Consider the following 5,319-nt stretch of genomic DNA (forward strand, 5'->3'; position numbering starts at 1 on the left):
GCCAGCCAGTGGCTGGACAATTCCGCTGACAACGGCGGGAAACCGTGGGCAAGTCCGCTGAGTACGGTCACTTTGCAGTACCTGACGGAATTGACACAGGAAATCGCTGCATCGGATTTTTCTCAGATCTGGTTTGCTGATGCCGTATTTCCGCCGTTTCGGGATTCTGATCTGGCTTACATTGGAAGCTCTGTGGAGGCGGAAAACCGCCGGACTGGAATGCAACAGTTTCTGCAATCGCTGCTGCCTGCTGCCAAGGGGAAGCCGATTTCCCTGGAAATCAGTGCAGCCAAAGCCAAGGACGGCACTGCGGAGGCGTTTGCGCCGGAGCAGTTCACCGCCATTTCCGGCTATGTCCTCCGTCTGGACAGCGGGGACGATACCGCAGAAGTCATCTCGCAATGGGCAGCTTCTGCGCTGCAAGGGAAAACCCTATGGCTCATGGAAGATGATACAGCAAAAATCAGCGGCGAAAACAACTGGATTCTCTCAGAGAGTCCGCTCGCAAATGAAACATAACACAATAACATCAAAAATAGAGGAGTGATCGGTATGGCCGGTAAATTCACGGTATCTTTAGCCGAAATTATTAAAGAATTCAATTTGGAAACCATCTATATGCCCAAGGATCCGGGCGAAATTCTGATCGATGAAAACGATGTCACCCGTCCGGGCTTGCAGCTCATGGGATTTTACGAGTACTTCAATCCGGAGAGAATGCAGATCATCGGAAAAATGGAGTTCGCCTATCTGTCCACCATCGATGAGGAAACCCGTACCCAGCGTCTGGATATGCTGATGTCCCGTCACATTCCTGCGCTGATTATTGCACGGGAACTGCCGTATTTCTCGGAAATGCTGGATCTTGCCCAAAAGTACGGCATTCCGCTGCTGCGCAGTAAGGAGAGCACCTCCAATTTCATTGCCGGTCTGATTGCTTTCCTGAACCTGAATCTGGCGCCCCGTATCACACGCCACGGCGTGCTCATCGAGATTTACGGCGAAGGCGTTTTCATCACAGGTGAAAGCGGCGTTGGAAAGAGCGAAACTGCCATTGAGCTGGTAAAGCGTGGGCATCGTCTGGTAGCAGACGATGCGGTGGAGATTCGAAAGGTTTCGAACATCAGTCTGGTGGGAAGCTCGCCGGATAACATCCGCCATTTCCTGGAACTGCGTGGTATCGGTATCATCAACGCACGCCGTCTGTTCGGTATCGGCGCTGTCAAAAATACAGAGAAGATCGAGCTTGTCGTGGAGATGGAACAGTGGAACCCGGAAAAAATCTACGACAGAATGGGCGTAGACACGCAGTTTGTCTCCATTCTGGGCGTCAAGATTCCTTCCCTGACCATTCCGGTAAAGCCTGGCAGAAACCTCGCTGTCATTCTGGAGGTCGCCGCAATGAACAACCGTCAGAAAAAAATGGGCTACAATGCTGCCACCGAACTGCTGGATCAGCTTGGTCTGGATATGGAATCGAAGGAAGTTGTCAAGAATTACGACGCATTCTAATGGGATGTATTTCGAAGAATAAATCATTGGTATTGTGACAAAATACAAACATCGAACTCAAAAGGTGCCTGCGTATTTCCACGGACATGTGGCAAGGCAGACACTTTGCATCAAGTTTGGAGAACAAGCATGAACGAATTACATGAATTCACTGCGCTCTGCGAGACTTGCGGCTGCAGTGTTCTGTATGCAGAGCCGCTTCGGAATCACACAACATTTCGAATCGGCGGTGCCTGCACCGCATTTGTAAACGTCAACAGTGCAGAAACGCTGAAAAAGCTGCTTGCCTACTGCCGCCGTACGGGCAGTGCCTACACCATTCTCGGAAACGGAAGCAATGTCCTCGCCGCAGACAGCGGATTTCCGGGAATCGTGCTGCATCTGGGACGTGACTTTTCCAAGATCACACGGGAGGACGACCGCCTGCACTGCGAGGCCGGCGCAACGCTGGCACGCATCGGAAAATTTGCGCTGGAAGAATCTCTGACCGGCATGGAGTGTCTCGCCGGAATCCCCGGAACTGTGGGCGGTGCGCTCTACATGAACGCCGGCGCTTATGGCAGGGAGATGTCTGACATCATCATCTCTGCGGAGTGCATGGACGAAAACGGCACGCTCTCTACGGTGTCCAAAGAGGAAATGCAGCTTGGCTATCGAACCAGCGTCTTTCAGGACCGCCATTGCATCATTACCGGAATGACGCTTCAGCTCTCTCAGGGCAAGTACGGCGAGATCAAGGAAGAGATGGATGACCTGCTGGGGAAACGGCGTGCCAAACAGCCGCTGGAACTGCCTAGCGCCGGAAGCACATTCCGCCGTCCGGCTGGAAATTATGCGTCTTTCCTCATCGACCAATGCGGCCTGAAAGGTGCGAGCGTGGGAGATGCACAGGTCAGCAAGAAACACGCCGGCTTTGTGGTGAATACCGGAAAGGCCACCTGCCACGATGTGCTGGAGCTGTGCGATTATGTCAAGCAGACGGTTCAGGAAAAGACCGGCTACCAGCTGGAACTGGAACCGGTGATTTTGGGAGACCCGTCTGTCTGAAAGGGAAGTGAAACTATGCAGAAAAAGAAACGTATGCATGTGGTGATTGTAACGGGGATGTCCGGTTCCGGAAAGTCTTGTGTCATGGATGTTCTAGAGGATATCGGATACTATTGCATTGATAATTTGCCGCCGCAGCTCATCGGAAAATTCGTGGAGATCTGTCGGGAATCGGAGAACCACCTAAAAAAGCTGGCAATCGCAGCCGATCTGCGCTCCGGCGATATGTTTACAGATGCCTATCATGTGCTGGTGGAGCTGGAACGGCAGGGAGATCTGGATGTCAAGATTCTCTATATTGAGGCAGCTGACGAGGTGCTCATCAAGCGCTATAAGGAAACTCGCCGGAAGCATCCGCTGGACGAAAAGTTCCGCGGCTGCCTGCACGATGCCATTGCCTACGAGCGCCAGCAGCTTCTTCCGGTTAAGGGAATTGCCGACTATTACATTGAAACCTCCTATTTTTCTGCGTCCCAGCTGAAAAAACAGATTCGGGAAATCTTTCTGGAGAACTCCTCCGACTTTCTCTCCATCAAGGTCACTTCCTTTGGGTTTAAGTACGGCGTTTCCACGGAATCCGATCTGGTATTTGATGTTCGCTGCCTGCCCAATCCGTACTATATTGAAGAACTGCGGCACCACACGGGCTGCGAAGCATGCGTGCAGGACTATGTCATGAAATTCGAGCAGTCCCAGATTCTCTTGCAGAAGCTGAAAGACCTGCTGGATTTTCTGATTCCGCTCTATATTCAGGAGGGAAAGAGCCGTCTGGTCATCGCCTTTGGCTGTACCGGCGGAAAGCACCGTTCCATCACCTTCACCGAACTGATTGGAGATTATCTCATTTCCAAGGGAATGCACGTGGTAAAACAGCACCGGGATATCGGGAAAGACCGCCCTTGAGCACTTGTTTCGAAGGGAGGTATCACAACATTGTCATTCTCAAACGAAGTGCGGGAGGAGATTGCAAGGAGCATCACAGACCGTGACCGGAAGTTTGCTTGTCTATACGGCATCCTGCTCTACTGCCGGACGTTCCATGGGCAGCAGATCATTCTGCAAAGTGAAAGTCCTGTCTTTGCGGAGCTTATCCCCACGCTGTTTCATGCGGTTTTTCAGACGGTTTTGAAACCGGATGTCCGTGTGACGACACGGGGAAATGCGCAATCTATGTATAGCTTTACCATTTCCGACCCTGCACAAATCCAGCAGATTTGCAGCACCTACCATATTTCTCCGGAAAATCGGGAGATCAACCTCTCCAACTTGGTAAACAACAGCCTGAGCTCTTTTTTGGCAGGCGTTTTTTTCAGCTGCGGCAGCGTTATCGATCCAAACAAAGGCTACCATTTGGAGTTTAACACGCCGTCCGAGCTGCTTTGCAACGATCTGCAAAAGCTATTGCTCACCATTGGTGTCAGGGGTGGGCAGGTCTTTCGCAAAAACATGTACGTACTCTACCTAAAGGACAGCGAGCACATCGAGGACACGCTGACCTACATGGGCGCACAGCAATGCACCATCGAACTGATGAACATCAAAATTCGAAAGGACATGCGAAACCGTGCCAACCGCATTCGGAATTGCGACGAAGCCAACATTGATAAGGTGGTCAGCGCTGCCATGCGGCAGACGGAGGACATCCTTTGGATCATCCGCTGCAACCGAATGGAAACACTGCCGGAGGAATTGCGGGAGCTGGCACAGCTTCGGCTGGAAAATCCGGAACTCAGCCTGAAAGAACTGGGGGAGATGCTCTCCGTTCCCATCGGGCGTTCCGGCGTCAACCACCGCTTTCAAAAAATCGCAGCAATTGCGAAGGAGTTGAGAAGCCATGAAAAATGATGCTTTCGTCCATTTGCATGTGCACAGCGAATATAGTTTGCTGGACGGCGCCTGCCGTATCACGGAACTGGTACAGCAGGTCAAAGCGTTGGGGCAAACCGCAGTCGCACTGACCGACCACGGCGTGATGTATGGCGCAATTCCGTTTTATGAGGCAGCGACGGCGGCTGGCATTTGCCCCATTCTGGGATGTGAGGTATACGTGGCGCAGCGAACACGGCACGATCGGGAACATTCGCTGGATGCGAAAAGCTACCACTTGATCTTGCTCTGCGAGAACAATACCGGCTATCAGAACCTCGTCCGGCTGGTCTCTCTCGCCAGCATTGAGGGCTTCTACCGCAAGCCGCGGGTGGACTGGGAACTGCTGAGCCAGTACCACGAGGGGCTGATCTGTCTGTCCGCCTGCCTTGCCGGAGAAATTCCACGACTGCTCTCTGCCGGCCGTTATGACGAGGCAAAAGCAACGGCACTGCGTTATCAGGCGCTGTTTGGCGCAGGAAACTTCTTTCTGGAACTTCAGGATCACGGGCTGCCGGAGGAACGCCAGAATTTGCCGCAGCTGATCCGCATTTCCAGGGAAACCGGAATCCCGCTTGCAGCAACCAACGATGCTCATTATCTGCGGAAAAAGGATGCGCAGATGCAGCAGGTGCTGCTCTGCATCCAAACCGGAAAAACCATTCATGACCCAAATCGAATGGAATTTGCCAACGATGAATTTTATCTGAAATCCACTGCGGAAATGCAGGCGCTGTTTGCCTCTGTTCCGGAAGCAATCACCAATACCTCTCAAATCGCTGCAAGGTGCCACGTTGCATTTCAGCTGGACGGTACTTTGCACCTGCCAAAGTTCCGCATGGACGGCGTGGAGGATTGCCAGAAGCTTTTCCTGCAATTGTGCCGCAGCGGTTT

At 52.4% G+C, this 5,319-nt stretch carries 5 protein-coding genes and 1 pseudogene; all 6 read left to right on the plus strand.

Annotated elements, in window-relative coordinates; genetic code table 11:
- Nucleotides 1–519: pseudogene (locus tag QZL66_RS08475) on the plus strand (hypothetical protein); the annotation flags it as partial.
- Between the two features lie 33 nt (nucleotides 520–552).
- Nucleotides 553–1,512, plus strand: a complete 960-nt coding sequence (gene hprK, locus QZL66_RS08480; RefSeq protein WP_022411285.1) for an HPr(Ser) kinase/phosphatase — start codon at nucleotides 553–555, stop codon at nucleotides 1,510–1,512.
- 129 nt (nucleotides 1,513–1,641) lie between these two features.
- Nucleotides 1,642–2,559 (plus strand): UDP-N-acetylmuramate dehydrogenase, encoded by a 918-nt coding sequence (gene murB, locus QZL66_RS08485; protein WP_022411286.1) that lies wholly within the window; start codon nucleotides 1,642–1,644, stop codon nucleotides 2,557–2,559.
- A 15-nt stretch (nucleotides 2,560–2,574) separates the two neighbouring features.
- Entirely contained in the window at nucleotides 2,575–3,462 is an 888-nt protein-coding gene (gene rapZ / locus QZL66_RS08490; protein ID WP_022411287.1) for an RNase adapter RapZ, read from the plus strand.
- 30 nt (nucleotides 3,463–3,492) lie between these two features.
- Nucleotides 3,493–4,404, plus strand: a complete 912-nt coding sequence (gene whiA, locus QZL66_RS08495; RefSeq protein ID WP_022411288.1) for a DNA-binding protein WhiA — start codon at nucleotides 3,493–3,495, stop codon at nucleotides 4,402–4,404.
- Nucleotides 4,394–5,319 (plus strand): PHP domain-containing protein (locus QZL66_RS08500; protein ID WP_293602067.1); only part of this gene is annotated, 926 nt, incomplete at its 3' end. The genes whiA and QZL66_RS08500, both read left to right, overlap by 11 nt.

Source organism: Ruminococcus sp. CAG:330 (genome assembly GCF_000437175.1).
Taxonomy (GTDB): domain Bacteria; phylum Bacillota; class Clostridia; order Oscillospirales; family Ruminococcaceae; genus Ruminococcus_C.